The 17,127-nt window shown below is 74.2% G+C and carries 13 protein-coding genes; 10 read left to right on the top strand and 3 right to left on the bottom strand.

What is annotated here, in order from left to right:
* Positions 1–13: 13 nt before the first annotated feature.
* The 7 genes from ACFYE1_RS01085 (at position 14) to ACFYE1_RS01055 (ending at position 12,095) form a co-directional block, all read left to right on the top strand.
* A complete protein-coding gene (locus ACFYE1_RS01085; protein WP_387739033.1) occupies positions 14–2,113 on the top strand; it encodes an acyltransferase family protein in 2,100 nt (699 codons plus the stop codon).
* Positions 2,114–2,191: 78 nt separating this feature from the next.
* Positions 2,192–3,718 (top strand): IMP dehydrogenase, encoded by a 1,527-nt coding sequence (gene guaB / locus ACFYE1_RS01080; protein ID WP_387739031.1) that lies wholly within the window; start codon positions 2,192–2,194, stop codon positions 3,716–3,718.
* Positions 3,719–3,752: 34 nt separating this feature from the next.
* On the top strand, positions 3,753–4,874 hold the full coding sequence (locus tag ACFYE1_RS01075) for a GuaB3 family IMP dehydrogenase-related protein (RefSeq protein WP_387739028.1): 1,122 nt from the start codon (positions 3,753–3,755) through the stop codon (positions 4,872–4,874).
* A 99-nt stretch (positions 4,875–4,973) separates the two neighbouring features.
* Positions 4,974–5,948 carry an SURF1 family protein gene (locus tag ACFYE1_RS01070; protein WP_387739025.1) on the top strand — a complete coding sequence of 325 codons (975 nt, stop codon included), beginning with the start codon at positions 4,974–4,976 and terminating at the stop codon, positions 5,946–5,948.
* Entirely contained in the window at positions 5,941–6,537 is a 597-nt protein-coding gene (locus ACFYE1_RS01065) for a DUF3817 domain-containing protein (protein ID WP_387739023.1), read from the top strand. Before ACFYE1_RS01070 ends, ACFYE1_RS01065 begins: the two co-directional genes overlap by 8 nt.
* Positions 6,538–6,560: 23 nt before the next feature.
* Complete coding sequence (gene guaA / locus ACFYE1_RS01060) at positions 6,561–8,168, top strand: glutamine-hydrolyzing GMP synthase (RefSeq protein WP_387739021.1); 1,608 nt, start codon at positions 6,561–6,563, stop codon at positions 8,166–8,168.
* Positions 8,169–8,300: 132 nt separating this feature from the next.
* Positions 8,301–12,095: a hypothetical protein gene (locus tag ACFYE1_RS01055; RefSeq protein WP_387739019.1), complete on the top strand. Its 3,795-nt coding sequence runs from the start codon at positions 8,301–8,303 to the stop codon at positions 12,093–12,095.
* Positions 12,096–12,316: 221 nt separating this feature from the next.
* On the opposite strand, the gene ACFYE1_RS01050 is transcribed toward ACFYE1_RS01055, so the two are convergent.
* The 3 genes from ACFYE1_RS01050 to ACFYE1_RS01040 all read right to left on the bottom strand — a co-directional run bounded on the left by ACFYE1_RS01050 (position 12,317) and on the right by ACFYE1_RS01040 (position 14,197).
* Positions 12,317–13,033, bottom strand: a complete 717-nt coding sequence (locus ACFYE1_RS01050; RefSeq protein WP_387739017.1) for an SAF domain-containing protein — start codon at positions 13,031–13,033, stop codon at positions 12,317–12,319.
* Between the two features lie 129 nt (positions 13,034–13,162).
* Positions 13,163–13,492, bottom strand: coding sequence for an FmdB family zinc ribbon protein (locus tag ACFYE1_RS01045; RefSeq protein ID WP_387739015.1), 330 nt, complete (start codon positions 13,490–13,492; stop codon positions 13,163–13,165).
* A gap of 63 nt (positions 13,493–13,555) precedes the next feature.
* Entirely contained in the window at positions 13,556–14,197 is a 642-nt protein-coding gene (locus tag ACFYE1_RS01040) for a 5-formyltetrahydrofolate cyclo-ligase (protein WP_387739013.1), read from the bottom strand.
* A 162-nt stretch (positions 14,198–14,359) separates the two neighbouring features.
* Between ACFYE1_RS01040 and galU the strand changes: the two genes are divergently transcribed.
* From galU to ACFYE1_RS01025, 3 genes are all read left to right on the top strand, one after another.
* Entirely contained in the window at positions 14,360–15,274 is a 915-nt protein-coding gene (gene galU / locus ACFYE1_RS01035) for a UTP--glucose-1-phosphate uridylyltransferase GalU (protein WP_387739010.1), read from the top strand.
* Positions 15,275–15,288: 14 nt separating this feature from the next.
* A complete protein-coding gene (locus ACFYE1_RS01030; protein WP_387739008.1) occupies positions 15,289–15,921 on the top strand; it encodes a GNAT family N-acetyltransferase in 633 nt (210 codons plus the stop codon).
* Between the two features lie 155 nt (positions 15,922–16,076).
* Positions 16,077–16,985 (top strand): hypothetical protein, encoded by a 909-nt coding sequence (locus ACFYE1_RS01025; protein ID WP_387739006.1) that lies wholly within the window; start codon positions 16,077–16,079, stop codon positions 16,983–16,985.
* The last annotated feature ends 142 nt before the right edge of the window (positions 16,986–17,127 follow it).

The following is a 17,127-nucleotide window of genomic DNA, read 5'->3' as shown; positions in this document are numbered from 1 at the left end:
TGGAGGTGCCCCCGTGGCCACCGTGCACGCCACCGCTCCGCAACCGTCCACCGGAACCTCCGCCGACGGGGACGCGGCGCAGCGGCGGGGAGGCCGGTACTCAGGGTTCCGCCCCGAGGTCCAGGGCCTGCGGGCGGTGGCGGTGCTGCTCGTGGTGGTCTACCACGTGTTCCTCGGGCGGGTCTCCGGGGGCGTGGATGTCTTCCTGCTGATCTCCTCCTTCTTCCTCACCCTGTCCTTCGTGCGCAAGCTCGAGGCCGGCCGGCCGCTGGCGATCGGGCGGTACTGGCTGCACGTCTTCAAGCGGCTGCTGCCCCTGGCGGTGCTCACCATCCTGGCCACCCTGGTGCTGGTGGAGCTGTTCTACCCCGGCTACGACGCCGGGCAGTGGCGGTCCGAGGGCCTGGCCTCGGCGTTCTACGTGCAGAACTGGGCGCTGGCGCTGTCCGCGGTGGACTACTACGCGGCCGACCACTCCACGGCCTCCCCGTTCCAGCACTTCTGGTCCCTGTCGGTGCAGGGACAGGTGTTCCTGCTGTGGCCGCTGATCTTCGCCGCCGCCTGGCTGCTCACGCGGCGGGTGGCCCTCCGGCCCGTCCCCGTCCTGGCCGCGATGTTCGGCACCGTGTTCCTGGCCTCCCTGGCGTGGTCGGTGCACAGCACGGCGACGCAGCAGGAGTTCGCCTACTTCGACACCCGCACCCGGCTGTGGGAGTTCGCCCTCGGATCGCTGCTGGCCCTGGCCGTGCCGTACCTGAGGCCGCCGCGGGTGGCCCGGGTGGTCCTGGGCTGGCTGGGGCTGGTGAGCATGGTCTCGGTCGGGGTACTGGTGGACGTCCAAGGCGCGTTCCCCGGGTGGATCGCCCTGTGGCCGCTGCTCTCGGCGGCGGCGGTCGTCGCCGCCGGCCGCACCGGCTCCCGCATCGGTGTCGACCGGGTCCTCGCCTCGGCGCCTCTGGTGCGGCTGGGAGACTCGGCCTACGCGCTGTACCTGATCCACTGGCCGGTGCTGATCACCTACCTGGTGCTGCGGGACCGGCCGATGGCCGGTCCGCGGTCGGGGGTGGCGATCGTGGTGGTCTGCGTGGTGCTGGCGGTGCTGGTCACCCGGCTGGTCGAGGACCCGCTCAAGGCCTGGGCCTGGCCCGAGCGCAGCCGGCTGCGACTGGCCGCCGTGATCGTGGTGTGCCTGGCGACGGTCGCGGTTCCCGTGACCGCGGCCCGGGTGGCCGAGGAGCGGCGGGCCCTCGAGCTCGCCGCGGCCGCCGACCGCAACAACCCCGGAGCGGCCGCCCTGCTGCCGGGCTTCCGGTACCAGGGCGACCCGGAGGCCGAGACCATCCCCGTGATCACCGGGGAGCCGTACGCGAAGCCGTCGCTCGGCGAGCCCTGCCCGCCCGGCACGGGAGTCGGCGAGCGCTTCCAGCAGTGGTGCTTCGACACCGTCCCGAACCCCGAGCCCTCCGCCACGATGCTGGTGATCGGCAACAGCCACGTGCACCAGTGGATCCCGGCCGTCGAGCTCCTGGCCGAGCGCAACGACTGGCGCGTGGTCACCTACATCCGCGGCAACTGCCTGTACGCCCTGCCCGAGGAGCAGGTGGCCGACCACCAGGAGTGCGCGCGCTGGCTCGAGGGCACGGACCCCGTGGTGGAGGCCGTCGACCCGGACCTGGTCCTGGTGCAGGGCACCCGCAGCACGGACGAGGACCAGGAGCAGTTCACCCCCGGGATGGAGCAGCGCATCCGCGGGCTGGCGGGGGGCGGCATCCAGGTCGTCGGGCTGCGGGACAACGCCCGGTTCGACTTCGTCCCCGCGCGCTGCGCCGCCGACCACGGGGCCGACGCCCCCGAGTGCACGGCCTCCCACGTGATCCTGGGCCCGGACAGCCCGCTCGCCCCGGTGGCGGAGCTGCCGCGGGTCACGATGGTCGACATGGGGGACCTCATCTGCCCGGACGGCACCTGCGCCCCTGTCGTCGGCAACGTGTTCACGTACTGGGACAACAACCACCTCACCGTCGAGTACGTGCGGACCCTGGCGCCCCTGTTCGCGGAGCGGGTCGAGGAGGCCCTGCTCGCGGACGGGGCGGGGGTCCCCGTCGGGTCGTGAGGACGGCCACAGCCGTCCGCCGGACGGGACCCGGCCCGTAGAATGGTGGGGACTCCCTCGAAGCTGAAAGGCCCCACCGTGTCGGATCCCGCCGTCCCCACCGCCCTGTCCGAGGACCCCTTCGGGTTCACCGGCCTGACCTACGACGACGTCCTGCTGCTCCCCGGCAACACGGACGTCATCCCCTCCGAGGCGTCGACGCGCACCCGCCTGTCCCGGCGCATCGGCCTCGAGGTGCCGCTGCTGTCCGCCGCCATGGACACCGTCACCGAGTCCTCGATGGCGATCGCGATGGCCCGCCAGGGCGGCATCGGCGTGATCCACCGCAACCTCTCGATCCAGGACCAGGCCGAGCACGTGGACCGGGTCAAGCGCAGCGAGTCCGGGATGATCACCGACCCCGTGACCATCTCCCCGGAGGCGACCCTCGAGGAGCTCGACCGGCTCTGCGGCTACTACCGTGTCTCCGGCCTGCCCGTCGTGGACGCCGAGCAGAAGCTGCTGGGCATCATCACCAACCGCGACACCCGCTACCTGCCGGAGAGCGAGTTCCCGCGCCGCCGGGTGCACGAGATCATGACGCCCATGCCGCTGATCACCGGCAAGGTCGGGATGGCGAAGGACGACGCGCACCAGCTGCTGGCGTCCAACAAGATCGAGAAGCTGCCGCTCGTCGACGACGACGGCCGGCTCACGGGCCTGATCACCATCAAGGACTTCACCAAGGCCGAGCAGTACCCCCACGCCACCAAGGACGACGAGGGCCGGCTGCGCGTCGGCGCCGCCGTCGGCTTCTTCGGCGACGGCTTCGAGCGGGCCATGACCCTCGTGGAGGCCGGCGTGGACGCCCTGTTCATCGACACCGCCAACGGGCACTCCCAGGGCGTGCTGGACATGGTCGCCCGGCTCAAGGCGGAGACCGCCGCCGCGCACGTGGACGTCATCGGCGGCCAGGCGGCCACCCGCCACGGCGCGCAGGCCATCGTCGACGCCGGCGCGGACGCCGTCAAGGTGGGCGTCGGTCCCGGTTCCATCTGCACCACCCGCATCATCGCCGGCGTGGGCGTCCCCCAGATCACCGCCGTCAACGAGGCCGCGAAGGCGGCCATCCCGGCGGGCGTGCCCCTGATCGCCGACGGCGGCCTGCAGTACTCCGGCGACATCGGCAAGGCCCTCGTCGCCGGGGCGGACTCCGTGATGGTCGGGTCGCTGCTCGCGGGCTGCGACGAGTCCCCGGGCGAGCTGATCTTCGTCAACGGCAAGCAGTTCAAGACCTACCGGGGGATGGGCTCGCTGGGGGCCATGCAGTCCCGCGGCAAGAAGAGCTCCTACTCCAAGGACCGCTACTTCCAGGCCGACGTCGCCAGCGACGAGAAGCTCATCCCCGAGGGCATCGAGGGCCAGGTCCCGTACCGCGGTCCGCTCTCGGCCGTGGTCCACCAGCTCGACGGCGGCCTGCGCCAGACGATGTTCTACGTGGGCGCCCACAGCGTCGAGGAGCTCAAGCACCAGGGCCGGTTCGTGCGCATCACGCCGGCCGGGCTCAAGGAGTCCCACCCGCACGACATCACGATGACCGTCGAGGCACCCAACTACCAGCGCTGAGCGACCGTCCGCAGCACCGTTCGGAAAGGACACCATGAGCTACGACATCGAGATCGGCCGCTCCAAACGCGCCCGCCGCACCTTTTCCCTGGACGAGATCGCCCTCGTCCCGTCGCGCCGCACGCGCGACCCCCGGGACGTGTCCACGGACTGGCAGATCGATGCCTACCGGTTCTCCATCCCGTTCCTGGGCGCCCCGATGGACTCGGCGACGTCTCCGGAGACGGCCATCGCCCTCGGCCGGGCCGGGGGACTGGGCGTGCTGGACCTCGAGGGGCTGTGGACCCGCTACGAGGACCCGCAGCCGGTGCTCGAGGAGATCGCGGCGCTCTCCGGCGAGGACGCCCCGGCCTCCACACGCCGGATGCAGGAGCTCTACGAGGCGCCCGTCCAGCCGCAGCTGATCACGGCCCGGCTGGCGCAGATCCGGGACGCGGGCGTCATCGTCGCGGGGTCCCTGACGCCGCAGCGCACGGTCGAGCACTACCGCACCGTCCTGGACGCCGGCGTGGACGTCTTCGTGATCCGCGGGACCACGGTCTCCGCGGAGCACGTCTCGCGCAACCAGGAGCCGCTGGACCTCAAGAAGTTCATCTACGACCTCGACGTCCCGGTCATCGTGGGCGGCGCCGCGGGCTACACGCCCGCGCTGCACCTCATGCGCACCGGCGCGGCCGGTGTGCTCGTGGGCTTCGGCGGCGGCGCCTCCATGCGCATCCAGAACACGCTGGGGATCCACGCGGCCATGGCCACGGCGATCTCCGACGTCGCCGCCGCCCGCCGGGACTACCTCGACGAGTCCGGCGGGCGCTACGTCCACGTCATCGCCGACGGCGGCGTGGGGGTCTCCGGGGACATCGTCAAGGCGCTCGCCATGGGCGCGGACGCGGTGATGCTCGGCACCGCGCTGGCCCGCACGGAGGAGGCGCCCGGGCAGGGCTGGCACTGGGGCGCGGAGGCGCACCACGGGCAGCTGCCGCGCGGGCTCCGCACCCGTGTGGGCACCGTGGGCCCCCTGGAAGAGGTCCTCTTCGGGCCCTCCCGCCACGTGGACGGCACGTCCAACCTCGTGGGCGCGCTGCGCCGCTCGATGGCCACCACCGGGTACCTGGAGCTCAAGGAGTTCCAGCGCGCGGAGGTGGTCATCCGCGGCTGATCCGGGACCGGTCCGCGGGGGCCCGTGCCGCGCCCCGCCGGCGCGGCACGGGCCCCCCGCAACTGGCGAACGTCCAGGAAGGCGCACTAGCCTTGTCGGGTGCTCACGACCGCCCTGCGCCCCCGCTCGATCCTGACCCTGATCGTGAGCCTCGGGCTGGCCGTGGGCTTCGTGCTGCTGAGCCAGTGGCAGCTGGAGTCGAGCGAGCAGGCCCGCACCGTCGCGGACCCCGCGAAGGACGTGGCCGTCCCGCTCGCCGAGGCCGTCGAGGCCGGCGACCCCGTGACCGCCTCCCAGGCCGACCAGCTCGTCACCGTCACCGGCGACTACCGGGACGGGTCCACCGTCCTGGTCCCCGGCCGGCTGCAGAACGGGACGGAGGGCTGGTGGGCCGTCACCGCCCTCACCGTCCCGGACACCCAGGAGCTGTGGCCGGACGCCGGCGGCGAGCTGACCCTCGCGGTGGCCCGCGGCTGGACCGCCGACCCGGCCTCCGTGCCGGAGGAGCCGGCGGGCGCCGTCGACGTCGTCGGCCGCTATCTGCCGGCCGAGGGCCCGGTGCCCGGCGGAGAGCTCCCGGAGGGACAGGTGGGCACGGTGTCCCCGGCGCAGCTCACCAATCTCTGGGACGCCCCGCTGTGGTCCGGGTACCTGGCCGCCTTCGCCGAGAACCCCGCCTCCGCGCACTTCCAGCTCGCCGAGGACGGGACCCTCGCCCCGGGCGCCGCGCTGCTGGGCCCCGAGCTCTCCCGGCTCGACATCGACCAGCAGCCCACGGACGAGTCCGTGAACCTGCTCAACCTCTTCTACGCGGTCGAGTGGGTGGTCTTCGCCGGGTTCGCCCTCTACATCTGGTGGCGGTTCGTGCGCGACGAGTGGCAGCGCGAGCAGCACCCGGAGGCGTACTTCTACTTCGAGGGCGAGTACTACTACGACGAGGCCGCCGGACGCTACTACTACTACGACACCGAGGCGGGGGAGTACTACTGGTTCGACGACCAGCCCGGCGCCCGGGCGGGCGAGCCCAGCACCCACGACATGACCCAGGACAGGACCGGAGCCCACCATGACTGAACCCACGCAGCCGACCCCTTCCCCAGCACCCTCGCCGAAGGAGCGCACCGACGGGGTGCGGGTCTCCCTCCCGCCGGACGCCCGCCCCGCCGAGGCGGCGTCCCCGGGCCGCGTCCCGCGCCGGGCGGCCGCCCTGCAGCCGCGCCGCCGCTTCGGAGGCACCGAGGCCCAGATCCGCGGCGCCCTCAGCTTCTACATGGTCTGCGCCTGGATCTCCGGGACCTTCCTGCTGCTGCTCGTGGCCGAGATGATCACCCGCTACGGGCTGGGCTACGACCTCATCGCGGGCGGCACCGACCGGGCCACGGGGCAGACGGTGGCCCTCGGCTGGCAGGACCTGGAGCTCGAGAACCTCGCGGGCGGGGTCAACATCTCCACGTGGATCCTCATCGTGCACGGCTGGTTCTACGTGGTCTACCTCATCTCCTGCTTCCGGATCTGGACGCTCATGCGCTGGCCCTTCCCGCAGCTCGTGGTCATGGCCCTGGGCGGCGTCGTGCCGTTCCTGTCCTTCGTGGTGGAGCGCAAGATCCACGCCTCCACCGCCGCCGAGCTGCGCGCCAACCCGAAGGCCGCGAAGCGGTACTGAGCCCGTCCCGCGCCTGGCCTAGGATGGAGGGCGTGACCGAAACAGCTGAGACCCGCACCGATCTGGAGCAGCGCCCGGTCCTGGTGGTCGACTACGGCGCGCAGTACGCGCAGCTCATCGCCCGCCGGGTCCGCGAGGCCAGCGTCTATTCCGAGATCGTCCCCCACACCTGGTCCACCGAGCAGATCCTCGCCAAGAACCCGGCGGCGATCATCCTCTCGGGTGGCCCCTCCTCCGTCTACGCCGAGGACGCGCCGCAGCAGGACGCGGCGCTCTTCGAGGCCGGCGTGCCCGTCCTGGGCATCTGCTACGGCTTCCAGGCCATGGCGCAGGCCCTCGGCGGGACCGTCGCGCACACCGGGGCCCGCGAGTACGGGGCGACCACCGCCACCGCCGTCGGCGGCCCCACGGCCTCCATCCTGGAGGGCTCCCCGGGCTCCCAGACCGTCTGGATGAGCCACGGCGACTCGGTCGTCGAGGCCCCCGCCGGCTTCGAGGTCCTCGCCTCCACGGAGACCACCCCGGTGGCCGCGTTCGCCGACGACGCCCGCCGGCTCTACGGCGTGCAGTGGCACCCGGAGGTCAAGCACTCCGTGCACGGGCAGCAGGTGCTCGAGCACTTCCTCTTCGGCGGCGCGCAGGTCGAGCCCACCTGGTCGACCGGCAACATCATCGAGGAGCACGTCCAGCGGATCCGCGAGCAGGTCGGCTCCGCGTCCGTGATCTGCGGGCTCTCCGGCGGTGTGGACTCCGCCGTGGCCGCCGCCCTGGTCCACCGGGCCGTGGGCGAGCAGCTCACGTGCGTGTTCGTGGACCACGGGCTGCTGCGCGAGGGCGAGGCCGAGCAGGTCGAGCAGGACTTCGTCGCCGCGACCGGTGTCAATCTCTACGTGGCCGAGGAGAAGGAGCGCTTCCTGACCGCGCTCGCCGGCGTCACCGACCCCGAGCAGAAGCGCAAGATCATCGGCCGCGAGTTCATCCGCTCCTTCGAGGCCGCCGCGGAGGAGGTCGCCAGGACCGCCGCGCAGGAGGGCGAGCCCGTGCGCTTCCTCGTCCAGGGCACCCTCTACCCGGACGTCGTGGAGTCCGGCGGCGGGGAGGGCGCCGCCAACATCAAGAGCCACCACAACGTGGGCGGGCTGCCCGAGGACCTGCAGTTCGAGCTGGTCGAGCCGCTGCGCACGCTGTTCAAGGACGAGGTGCGCGCCGTGGGGCGTGAGCTCGGGCTGCCCCACGAGATCGTCGGCCGCCAGCCGTTCCCCGGCCCCGGCCTCGGCATCCGCATCATCGGGGAGGTCACCGAGGCCGGCCTCGCGGTCCTGCGCCGGGCCGACGCCATCGCCCGCGAGGAGCTGACCCGTGCCGGGCTCGACGACGAGGTCTGGCAGATGCCCGTCGTGCTCCTGGCGGACGTGCGCTCGGTGGGCGTGCAGGGCGACGGCCGCACGTACGGGCACCCCGTCGTGCTCCGGCCCGTCTCGAGCGAGGACGCGATGACCGCCGACTGGTCCCGTCTGCCCTACGACCTGCTGGCCCGCGTCTCCAACCGCATCACCAACGAGGTCGAAGAGGTCAACCGGGTGGTCCTGGACGTCACGTCCAAGCCCCCGGGCACCATCGAGTGGGAGTAGGCCCGGGGGCGGGCCCAGAACCCGCCCCGTACGGGCGGAACACGAGCAGCCGGGGTCGAGCGGTCCGCACGGACCGCTCGACCCGTGCGTGAGCGGTGCCCGGCCCCCGGGCCGAGGCGCAGGAGGAGAACCATGTCGATCGGAGCCGACCGCACCCCCGAGGAGTCGGACACCTCCGGGGCGCATTCCCCGCGCGTCTCGCTGCAGCCCTGGACCCGCCAGATGGACGCCTACACGGGCCCGGACACGCTGCTGGACTTCAACCAGGTCGACAACGTGTGCATCGACCTCACCGAGGCGAACTCGTCGGGCCAGGCGCAGCTGCTCATGGGCCGCCCCACCCGCCTGTCCACGATCGTGCACGACCCCGAGGCCTACGGGCACGCCGTCCGCGCCGCCCGGTCCCTGCGCACCAAGACCCACGAGCTGTCGGTCAACCACGGACTGGACGCCGCCTACCTCGCGGCCGGCACCGCGTCCTGGCTGGCCCGGCCCAAGGGTTCCGACCCGACCGGCGCCGGCCAGCGCCGCTGGATCGCCCCTGTCCTGCTCGCCCCCCTCGCCCTGAAGCCGCGCCCGGACCTCGACGACTTCGAGCTCCAGCTCGTCGGCCCCGCCCGGCTCAACCCCGCCATGGTCCGCCGGCTCGCCGCGGACCACGGGGTGGACCTGACCTCCGGCGAGCTCGCCCGGCTCGCCTACGGCACCCGGCGGCTCGACCCGGCCCCCGCCCTGGAGACGCTGCGCACCCTCGCCGGGGCGGTGCCCGGGATGCACGTCGAGCACAAACTGCTCGTCTCCACGTTCGCCGACCTGCACGACCGTCCCGCGGACCTGTCGGTCGTGGCCCGCACCGCGGTGGTGCGGGACCTCGCCCGGCTCAAGGACTCCGCGGTCGGACGGATCCCCCAGGTCGAGGAGATCACGGAGGACGCTCCCCCGCTCGACGAGCGCGATCCCGCCGACGAGCTGCTGCTGCTCGACGCCGACGGCCCCCAGCAGGAGGTCCTCGACCTCGCCGCGCAGGGGCACTCGTTCGTGGTGACCGCGGCCCCCGGCACCGGCCAGCTCGACACCGCCGTCAACACGGTGGGCACCCTCGTGGCCGCCGGCCGGACCGTCCTGGTCCTGGGGGAGCGGCGCACCACGCTCGCCGCGTTCGGGCGGCGGATGGACGGGCTGGGCCTGGGCACCGCCGTGCTGCCGCTCTCCTCCCAGCTCAGCGACACCGACGTGGCCCAGCAGCTCGTCCGGGCGGTCGCCCGCAACGAGCGCGCCGAGCGCCCGGACCTCGCCGAGCTGCACGAGACGCTGCGCACCAGCCGGGACCGGCTCGCCGAGCACGTGCGGTCCCTGCACACCGTGCGGCCGCGGTGGTCCGTCTCCCCGTACCGGGCCGTGCAGGCGCTCGCGGAGCTGACCTCCCGCCGGCCGGCGCCCGCCACGGCCGTGCGGTTCCCGCGCTCGGTGCTCGACGCCGTGTCGGAACGGGGCGACGTCGTCGCCCGGCTCGAGCGCGCCGCCGAGCTCGGGGCCTTCGACGCGGGGACCCTCGCCGGGCCCTGGACCGGGGCGCGCCTGGTGAACGAGGACGAGGCCCGCCAGGCGCACCGGCTCGCCCAGTCCCTGCTGCTGGAGCTGACCACCCTCGAGACCGGGATGCGGCACGTGCTGGCCACCGGCGGGCTGCGCGGCGGCACGACCGTCCCGGAGTGGGGCCGGCAGCTGCGCCTGCTGCAGGAGGTCCAGGACTCCCTGACCCGCTTCACCCCCGACATCTACGACCGCCCCGTGACGGACCTCGTCGCCGCGACCGCCGGATCCGGCTGGCGGCGGGAGCACGGGATCGAGATGACCGGGCTGCAGCGCTCACGGCTGCGCAAGGCTGCGAAGGAGTACATCCGGCACGGGGTGCACCTCTCGGACCTGCACAGCGCCCTGCTGCGCGTGCAGTCGGAGCGGGAGCGGTGGCGGGAGTGGGCCACCTCGTCCACGCACCCGATGGTCTCCGAGCGGGTCGAGGAGCTCGTGGCGGTCCAGGCCCGCTTCGTGGAGGACCTCGAGGGCCTGGCCATCGCCCTCGAGGGCTCGCCCACCGGCGACGACCTCCTGGGGCAGCCGATCGACCGGCTGCGCGAGACCCTGGACGGGCTCATCAACGACGAGGAGAACCTCGCCGTGCTGCCCGAGCGCACCGTCCTGCTGGACGAGCTGCGTGGTCAGGGCCTCGGCGAGCTCGTGGACGACCTCATCCGGCGCACCGTGCCCCGCGCCGAGGTCCCCGGGGAGTTCGACCTCGCCTGGTGGCAGTCCACGCTCGAGGCCATGGTCACCGGCGACGACTTCCTGGCGATGCCCGAGGGCCACACGCTGCGCAAGGCGGAGTCCTTGTTCCGCCGGGCCGACGCCGCGCACGTGGCCTCCGGGGCCGGCCGTCTCCTGTGGGAGCTCGCCGACCGCTGGCAGCGCACCGTGCGGCGCTCCCCGCGCGCGGCGGCCGCCCTGCGCCCGATGCTCCGGGCCGGCGCGGCCCCGCTCGAAGAGGTCAGCACCTCGGCCGGCGAGCTGATCGGCTCGCTGGTGCCCGTCTGGACGGCCAGTCCGCTGGTGCTCTCCGCGGCGCTGCCCGAGGACCACGAGTTCGACGCCGTGGTGGTGCTGGACGCCGAGAGCTCCCCGCTCGCGGCGGTGCTGCCGGCGCTGACCCGGTGCCGGCAGGTCATCGCGTTCGGGGATCCGCACCTCGGCCGGCCGCAGCCGTTCACGGTGGCGCCCACCGCGGTCCCCGCCCCGGGCACCCAGCCGGTGGTCGAGGTGGACAGCGCCTTCGACGCCCTGTCCCGCGTGGTGCCGGAACGGACGCTGCGGACCGTGTACCGGTCCATGGACGAACAGGTCTTCCGCCACCTCAACGATCAGTTCTACGGCGGACGACTGAGCAGGCTCCCGCACGGCGAGTCCGTCACCGGGGCCACGCCCGTCCTCGACGTCGAGTACGTCCCGGACGGCGTGGGCGCCCTGACCGCCGGGATCGAGGGCATCCAGGCGCCCGCCGCCGAGGTGCGGCGCGTCGTGGACATGGTCTTCGAGCACGCGGCCCGCCACCCGCGCCGGTCGCTGGCCGTGGTCACGGCCAGCGCCGTGCACGCCGCGCGGATCGCCCAGGCCGTCCGGCAGCGGATGCGCGAGGAGCCCGCCGCCGCGGCCTTCTTCGCCCCGGGCCCCGAGTCCTTCCGGGTGGTCGACCTGCACCGGGCGGCGGGCATCGTGCGGGACACGGTCATCTTCTCGCTGGGCTTCGGCAAGACCGCCAACGGGCGCACCGTGCCGTACCTCGGGGCACTGTCCGAGCGCCACGGCCGCCAGCACTTCGTGCTCGGCATGACCCGGGCCCGCCACACCACCCGGATCGTGACCTCCCTGCACCCGGGCGAGATGGAGGGCAAGGGCCTGCAGCACGGGGCCCGGGACTTCGCCCGCGTGCTCGCCGCGCACCTCGGCGGCCCGCCCCCGGGGGAGGAGCGCGCCCGGGACACCCACGACGACGCCCTGGTGGTCGACCTCGCCCGCCGGCTCGAGGAGCGCGGGGCCTCGGTGCGGCTGGACTACGCGGGCGTCCTCGACCTGGTCGCCTGGGCCGGCACGGAGTCGATGTCCGCGGGGGCCGCGGTGCCGGGCCGTGCCGGCGACGAGGACCGGCCGCTGCGGATCCCCGTGGCCGGGCAGTCCGACGGCTCGGCGGAGAACGCCGCCCTGTCCGTGCGGGAGCGCTCGCGGCTGCGGCCCCAGCAGCTCGAGCGCACCGGCTGGAACTACCTCACGCTGTGGACCATCGAGGTCTTCACCGACCCGGACACCGTCGCCGAGCTGATCCGTCGGTATCTCGGCCTGCCCGCCGGCCCGCAGCGGAGCACCCGTGCCGGCTGATCCGTCCCGCCTGCCCGGCGGGGCACCCGTGCCGGGCGAGCCGGAGGACTCCACGCCCGGGCAGGACGTGCCGCCGCGCCCGCGCGGACGCGGTCCGCGGCGAGCCACCGGAGGAACGTTCACCGGGGCGGAGCCGCGCCTGCCCGGCCTGGACGGTCGGGCGCCCCGGGCGGAGGGGGAAGGCGCGGACGGGAGCGGGGAGCGGGCCCACGAGGAGTGGCTCAGGGCGCAGCGGCCTCCGCACTGGGACTGACCGGCGCCGGAACGAGCACCACGGTGGTGCGCCCGGTGCCGCTGGTGCCCGCGAGCTGCGCGGCGCCCTCCTGCGGGGCCCCCACCACCAGCAGTCCCTCCTCCTCGGACGCCGCGGTCCCCGCGAGCAGGCCGCCGTCCCCGCCGGAACCCGCGGCGGGGACCCACAGCACGGGCAGGCCCCGACCCAGCACGTGGCGGTCGCCCGGTGCGGCACCGTCGGACAGGTGGACGACGTCCACGTGGTCGCCCGCGCGCACGTGCCGCAGCACTCCGGGATCGTCGATGCGCAGGGTCACCGCCGTGACGCCCTCGGCCTGCCCGGTCAGCAGGCCCGGTCCCACGAACGCGGTCTCCGTCAGCGGCTGCCCGGGGCCCGCGGCGCCCGCGAGGACGCGCCCGGACAGCTCCGCCGGATCGGCGACAGCGCCCTCCGGCGCCAGCCCGGGCGGATAGGCGGCCACCACGAGCTGCTCCGGAGCGACCACGGTTCCCGCGGGCAGCGCATCGGCGGCGGTGACCACCGGTACCGTCCTGGTCTGGGGCGGTCCGAGCCGCAGGACCACCAGGCCCACCGCGAGCCCGAGGAGCAGCGCGGCCACCAGCCGGCGGCGCCGGGACAGCACCGAGCGCAGATGCAGGGACAGCGGGTAGCGGCGTCGGACGGTCCGGGGGCGTCGGCTCATGCGCCGCACACTACGGGGACGGCGCCCCGGCCCCGGATGCGCCGGGAACGCCTGGGGAGGGGCGGGGGCCGCGGCCCGGAGGACTTCTTCCGTGCAGTCCGGACGCCGGGACAGCGTCCGGAGGCCCGGTCAGTCGGAGGGCACGCCCGCGCTCGTGGCCGCGGACGACGAGGACGCGCCCGCGGTCGCCGGGGCCTCGGCCTTCGCGGCGGCCGCCGCCGGTGCGGCCCCGTCGGAGGAGGACGTGGACGCGCCCGAGTCCGCGCCCGAGTCCGCGCCGCCGGAGCGCGAGTCGTTGCGGTAGAAGCCGGAGCCCTTGAACACCACGCCCACCGTGTTGAACTTCTTGCGCAGACCCCCGTCGCACTCCGGGCAGACGGTCAGGGCGTCCTCGCTGAACGACTGGCGGATGTCGAACGCGTGGCCGCAGTCCTTGCAGGCGTAGGCGTAGACGGGCATGGATCCTCCTCGGAAGCGTCGACGAGTGCGCTCGCTGGCACTCGAAGGGGTCGACTGCCGATCCTACCGCGTTCCCGGCACCGGGCCGGCGGGTCCGTCCAGGCGCACGGTCCCGTTCTCCGTGAGGGCCAGCGGCACCGGGGCGTCGAGCTCCTCGACCGGCACGGTCCCGGCCGGGAGGACCTCGTCGGCGAAGACGCACACCGCGGTGCGCAGCTCCGGGTGCGCCGTGCGCGGCAGCGCGGCGAGGAAGCGGTCGTAGTAGCCGCCGCCGAAGCCCAGCCGCGCGCCGTCGGGCGACACCGCGAGCGCGGGCACCAGCAGCAGGCCCACCGCGTGCATCACCTCGGCGCCGTGGCGGGCGCCGACGGGCTCGCGCAGACCGCCGGCGCCGCCGGTCCGCACGGGGGTGCCCGGCGACCACCGTGCCCACGCGAGCCGGCGCCCGGGCTCGCACACGGGCACCCAGATCCGGTGGCCGCGGTGGTGGGCGGTGACGAGGGCCGGCTCGAGGGGCGGTTCCGTGGCCAGCGGGAGGTACGCGGCGACGTCGAGGTGTGGGCGGTCGGCCAGCAGCTCCGCGAGGTGCCGGTCGAACGCGACGGCGGCGTGCGCCCGGGCGGCCCGGGAACGCCGCGCACGGGCCGCCAGCAGCTCCCGGCGCAGGTGGGCCTTCGCCTCGGCGGGGCCACGGGGGTCGGTCATCGTCGTGTCCGCTCCTGTCCGGCGATCGGGCCGGGGGCGGCGCCCCGGACGCACCGGCCCTCCCGGGCCGGTGGTGCGAGGCTAGCCGCGGCCGCCTCGGCGGGCAACCGTGCCCGGCCGGGAATCCCCTGGCCCGCGCCCCCGATCCGTTAGCCTGAGCCCATGAGTGGAAACAGCAACCCCCGGACGGTCCGGAAGGCCGTCATCCCCGCCGCCGGGCTCGGCACCCGATTCCTGCCCGCGACGAAGGCCATGCCCAAGGAGATGCTGCCGGTCGTGGACCGCCCGGCCATCCAGTACGTGGTCCAGGAGGCGGTCGACGCCGGCCTCCAGGACGTCCTGATGATCACCGGTCGCTCCAAGAGGGCGCTGGAGGACCACTTCGACCGGGTGCCGGCCCTGGAGCACCAGCTCGAGGAGTCGGGCAAGACCGAGCTGCTCCGGGAGGTCGAGCACGCCTCCGAGCTCGGCGAGATCCACTACCTGCGCCAGGCGGACCCCAAGGGTCTGGGCCACGCGGTGCTGCGAGCCAAGATCCACATCGGCGACGAGCCCTTCGCGGTGCTGCTGGGCGATGACCTGATCGACGCCCGGGACGCCCTGCTGACCGAGATGATCGCCGTTCAGGAGCGCACCGGCGGTTCCGTCGTGGCGCTCATGGAGGTCCCGCAGGAGCAGATCAGCGCCTACGGCTGTGCCGACGTCACGGCCGTGGCGGGCGAGGAGTACGTGCGGATCAACGGGCTCGTGGAGAAGCCGTCCCCTCAGGAGGCTCCTTCCAACCTGGCCATCATCGGCCGCTACGTGCTGCACCCGGACGTCTTCGAGGTGCTCGAGAGCACCGCCCCCGGGCGCGGCAACGAGATCCAGCTCACCGACGCGCTGCAGACCCTCGCCCAGCGCGAGGGCGAGGGCGGCGGGGTCTACGGGGTGGTCTTCAAGGGACGGCGCTACGACACCGGGGACAAGCTCAGCTACCTCAAGGCCAACATCATCCTGGCCTCGGAGCGCGAGGACCTCGGGCCCGAGCTGTGCGAGTGGCTCAGGGAGTACACCCGGACCCTGCCGGTCGGCTGAGAGGCCGCGCTGCCGTGGCCGGACAGCTCCGGTGGCCCGTCACCGTCTCGTGGGGGGACCTTCGGCTGCGCCCGCTGGCCCGGGGCGACCGCCGCGAGTGGGACGTCGTGCGCGCCCGCAACCGGGACTGGCTCGACCCCTGGGAGGCGACGAACCCGGCACCCGGTGGGGCGTCGCCCACGTTCGGGCAGTTCGTGCGCACCCTCGACCGGCAGGCCCGGCAGGGCACGGCCCTGCCGTTCCTGATCACGGAGCGGGTCCCGGGGACGGAGCGGTTCGGTCTCGTCGGCCAGCTGACCGTCTCCGGGATCTCGTGGGGGTCGTTCCTGTCCGCGACTCTGGGCTACTGGGTGGACCGGGACCAGGCGGGGCGCGGCGTGGCCCCCATGGCGGTCGCCATGGCCACCGACTACTGCTTCCAGGGCGTCGGGCTGCACCGGATGGAGATCAACATCCGGCCGGAGAACACCAAGTCCCTGCGGGTGGTGGAGAAGCTCGGGTTCCGGGACGAGGGGCTGCGCAAGGACTTCCTGCACATCGACGGGCGCTGGACGGACCACCGCAGCTTCGCGCTCACGGCGCCGGAGGTGCCCGGAGGACTCGTCCGCCGGTTCACGGGTTCGGACCGCCCCGCCGTGTGGCAGTGACGCGACCGGTCGTGTCCACAGGGATACCCACAGGCGCGCCCGAGCGGTAGTAGGCTGTCGCTCACGGCCCGAGCCCGGGCCCCGGACACGCCGGCGCAGCGCGCCGGCGGCTCTCGTCCGCTCGATCCAGCGACCACGAAGGCAGGACCGCGACCATGATCTGGGTGAGCAGCTCGGCCGTGCTGGCCGTGGTGTGCGCGCTGTCGATGTTCTGGGTCGTGCCGCGACTGCAGCGCCGCCGGGAAGCCCTCGTCGAGGCGCAGGTCGAGGTCACCGGCACCGGTCCCGCCCCGGACGGTCCCCCCGCGCCGATCGAGCAGCCCTCACCCGCGTCCCGCCGACGGAGGAACAACATGGCGACCACCGACACCGTCTCCCGGCCCGCCGACGGAAACCCCGGACGCTCCCGAGGACGACCCCTGCGCATCAAGCGGGACCGCGCCGGCATCCTCCTCGCCGGGTGCGCCGCCCTTCTGGCCGCCCTGGTCACCGCGGTCGTCGCCCCGTTCTCCGCCGCAGTGAGCTGGCCGTGGCCGGTCTTCCTGCTGCTGGTCGGCACCGGCTCCGTCCTGGCTCTGCGCTACCTGGCCGTCCAGGACCGGGCCGCCCGCCGCGCGTCGCGTCCCGCGGTGCGGGCTCCGGAGGCGGAGCCGCACGCGCCCCGGCAGGACGTCGCCCTGTTCGACAACGAGCACGCCGTGGCGGAGGAGGCCCGCGACCAGTCGCGACAGGCCGCCGAGGGTCTCGACCTGCCCACCCCCGAGGAGCAGCCCCGGATGCCCGCCCCGGCGGCCTTCACGGTCGAGGAGCTGCGGGCCGAGGCGCTCCGGGTGGCTCGCGAGTCCGCCCCCGCTGCCCCGGCCCGCACGTGGGAGCCGGTGCCCGTGCCGCGGCCGACGTACGCCGAGGCCCTTGTCGTCCAGCGCCCCGAGCCGGAGCCCCTGCCGGTGCCGGAGCAGCCCGCCGCCCGCTCCGCGAGCCTGAAGGACGCCGTGCGCACGGGCGAGGAGCAGAGCCGCGCCGCCCTCGACCTCGACGACGTCCTCAAGCGCCGCCGCGCCTGAGCACACGCTCTGCGCGACCCGGCCGGACGATCCGCCGCACACCCTCCGGGAGCGTGCGGCGGTGGCGTTTCCCGGGGCCCGGCGCCGTCCCGGTATCATCGCCACAACGGCCGGTCGTCGGTTCCGGCGGCCGGTGGCCCCG

It is taken from the genome of Kocuria nitroreducens, assembly GCF_042879195.1.
Lineage (GTDB): Bacteria > Actinomycetota > Actinomycetes > Actinomycetales > Micrococcaceae > Kocuria > Kocuria nitroreducens.
The sequence above is the reverse complement of the archived record's forward strand: the minus strand, read 5'-3'. Positions and strand labels throughout refer to the sequence as shown.